The organism is Halomonas sp. PR-M31 (genome assembly GCF_001039575.1).
Classification (GTDB): domain Bacteria; phylum Pseudomonadota; class Gammaproteobacteria; order Pseudomonadales; family Halomonadaceae; genus Modicisalibacter.
This window is the reverse complement of the sequence record NZ_JIBT01000095.1, coordinates 1-2,716: the sequence shown is the minus strand read 5'-3', so window position 1 is coordinate 2,716 and position 2,716 is coordinate 1. Positions and strand designations below refer to the sequence as shown.

General features: G+C 56.0%; 4 protein-coding genes. 1 reads left to right on the top strand and 3 read right to left on the bottom strand.

Features of this window, described 5'->3' with window-relative positions; all coding sequences use genetic code 11:
- Nucleotides 1-699 (top strand): hypothetical protein (locus CH74_RS18865; protein WP_048308839.1); only part of this gene is annotated, 699 nt, incomplete at its 5' end.
- Nucleotides 700-1,394: 695 nt separating this feature from the next.
- On the opposite strand, the gene CH74_RS17575 is transcribed toward CH74_RS18865, so the two are convergent.
- From CH74_RS17575 to CH74_RS17565, 3 genes are all read right to left on the bottom strand, one after another.
- On the bottom strand, nucleotides 1,395-1,664 hold the full coding sequence (locus CH74_RS17575) for a DUF2442 domain-containing protein (protein ID WP_048308838.1): 270 nt from the start codon (nucleotides 1,662-1,664) through the stop codon (nucleotides 1,395-1,397).
- Nucleotides 1,665-1,746: 82 nt separating this feature from the next.
- Entirely contained in the window at nucleotides 1,747-2,169 is a 423-nt protein-coding gene (locus CH74_RS17570; protein WP_048308837.1) for a type II toxin-antitoxin system VapC family toxin, read from the bottom strand.
- Complete coding sequence (locus CH74_RS17565; protein WP_048308836.1) at nucleotides 2,166-2,408, bottom strand: plasmid stabilization protein; 243 nt, start codon at nucleotides 2,406-2,408, stop codon at nucleotides 2,166-2,168. The genes CH74_RS17570 and CH74_RS17565 overlap by 4 nt, the downstream gene beginning before the upstream one ends.
- Between the last annotated feature and the right edge of the window lie 308 nt (nucleotides 2,409-2,716).

Here is a 2,716-nt window from a genome sequence, read left to right as displayed (position 1 = left end):
GGTGACAACGGCGGCGGCGATACTGGCGGTGGCGATAACGGCGGTGGTGATAACGGCGGCGGCGATACTGGCGGTGGCGATAACGGCGGTGGTGATAACGGTGGTGGTGATAACGGCGGTGGCGACAACGGTAGTGGTCAAGTCACCGTAGAAGAAGCCGTACAAGCCTACAACGATTTCAAGCTACTTGAACGTAAGTACCAGGACGCCAACAACGAACTGACCAAAGCCTTCAACGAAGGCGCCTCTCAGGAGGTTAAAGACAGTCTGAAAGCAGACCTTGCTACTGCCAAGGCGAACGCAATCGACGCCTTTACCCTGACTGAATACAACCCGAATAACGCTAGCGGCTTCTACGGCGAGTTGACCGGTGAGCTTGAAGCCCTGGAAGATCAGGTGGAAGCGAACGGCGGCAGCTTCATTACCGTCGACGGAAACCAGACTGCAGTTGCCGGCGACGGCGAAGAGGGCGGTTTGGTGCGTATGATGATGCTCGACGAATCCGAGACAGTTAGCTTCCAGGGTTTTGAAAGCACCACATCCAACGAACCTGAGGCGTTCGACACCGATGCAAGCGACAGTTTCGCGCCGGCAGCTCAGGCTTACGCCAGCGACGCGGCAAGCATTGCCGCAAGCAGCGCAGACGCGGACGTCGACGTAATGGGTGTCGGCCACGACTCGATCGACACCATTGCCTGATAGCGAAGCCCGCAACAATAACTGAACCATTACAGAAGAAAATTGCAGCAACCTTCAAACCGGCGCCACTCTGGCGCCGGTTTTTTTGTGTCGTTGTAGACGTTTGCGTCAGTGAGCGATAGGGTTTTCAGCTATCGCCCGATAAATCGGGCTCCCACCGCACCAATGCCACCGCTGCCTGTAGGAGCTCACTTCAGTGAGCGATAGGTGCTTTGGTCTATTCGGAAGACTATTCGTCGAGTCAGCGGTCTGGTATATGGCGTTATCCGGCGTCATAGTGGGTTCAATGGGCGGGCGTTTGCCAGCCGAGCCAAAGTGTCCCTGAAGGAGTACAAGCCATGAATGGATATGAAGTGTTTTATCTCATCGCCTGCGCTGGCTTCGGTCTTGGCTCTTACTGGCTGTATCGCACGGCGCGAAAGTTCGAAAAGCAGCACCACGAATAAACACGGTATAGCATCGAGCCATTGTCTTAACGATTCCAGCATCTTCTCAACCGGCGCCTACTCAGGCGCCGGTTTTTTGCATCTTTGTAGGTCTTGTTTCAGCGAGCGATAGGGTTTTCAGCTATCGCCCGGTAAACCGGGCTCCTACCACACCAGCGCCACCGCTTTATGTAGGAGCTCACTTCAGTGAGCGATGGGGCTTCATTTGATGGACTCTTCGTCGAGCCATTGTCCTAACGATTCCAGCGTCTACTCAACCGTCGCTGCTCTAGGGGCCTTGCGCCCTTGTAACAGCCCTTCGGTGCTCAGATCCTCGTCAAGATCGGGCCAGTGAATGCCGTACCCGGCCCCGGCCAATTCCCAGTGACTGCGCTGCGCCGGGGTAGCGTTAGCCAAGCGCGGATACCACGCCAGTGGTACACCAATCGTGCGGCCGTCCATCAACTCGACCGTTAGGCGGTCATCATCGACGTTGACGGACATGACCCGCAGGTCGGTGTCAGAGATCAAAGAATGCATCCCAAGCCTCCTGTAGCGTCTCCTGATGTTCTTTTTCCACGGCTAGCCCTGCACAGGTCTTTATTCTGCAGGCGCATCGATATCAGTCCATTTCCCAAGGGTTGATGGTGCCGATGCCCAGCGTCTCGAAATCTTTTATGTTACGTGTCGCCAAGACCGCTTCATGCCGGATGCAGATAGCCGCAATTTGCGCATCCGCCATCTGGACTTGCCTGCCTGCGCTCTCGCTGGCCGCGACTTGCTCTGCATAGTGAACCGCAGCCTCGCTATCAAACGACAGAATGCGACCGGCAAACTCTTCTTCGAACATTGCCGCTGCCATGGCGGCGAGGTCACGCTTGCGCTTGCCGCCGGGTAGACGCTCGATGCCATAAAGGATTTCAGCAACCGTGATCGCTGAAATGGTCACAGCTGTCGAGTTCTGACGATCCAGCCAATTGACGACCCGATCGTCTGGTACAGGCCGCATCAACTCGGATAGCACGTTGGTATCAAGGACAATCATGCATCGAATCCCGGATCACGGGGCTTATCGGATCTGGATGGTAAGTCCAGTTCGATGCCTCCCGCATCCGCGAATCGCTCGCGTATGCGAGTCCCTAGCCCTGTTGTTGAAGTCTGGTTCAGCGCGCCGCGCAGAATAATGCGGGCTTCCTCTTCCATGGAATGGCCATGCCTAGCCGCTGCCATGCGAAGCTGAGCTTTTAGCTGCTCGTCTAGATTGCGGATCGTGATTGATGCCATCTTGATTTCCTCTTATGCCTGCAATGCAATCAATGCTAGCACGAAAGCCACCAAGCGTTTTCATGCCCGGCGATAGGGCGCCAGCCATCGCCCGATAAACCGAGCCCCGCCGCACCATCACCTCCGCTTTTTGCAGGAACTCACTTCAGTGAGCGATAGGGTTTGCAGCCATCGCCTGATAAATCGGGCTCCCACCGCACCAGCGCTACCGCTTTTTGTAGGCGCTCACTTCAGTGAGCGATAGAGCATCAGCCATCGCCCGATAAATCGGGCTCCTACCCAACCAATGCCACCGCTTCATGTAGGAG

Coding starts and splice junctions, on each gene's coding strand:
- CH74_RS17565 (WP_048308836.1), bottom strand. CDS start 2,408: ATGGCATCAATCACGATCCGCAATCTAGACGAGCAGCTAAAAGCTCAG.
- CH74_RS17575 (WP_048308838.1), bottom strand. CDS start 1,664: ATGCATTCTTTGATCTCTGACACCGACCTGCGGGTCATGTCCGTCAAC.
- CH74_RS17570 (WP_048308837.1), bottom strand. CDS start 2,169: ATGATTGTCCTTGATACCAACGTGCTATCCGAGTTGATGCGGCCTGTA.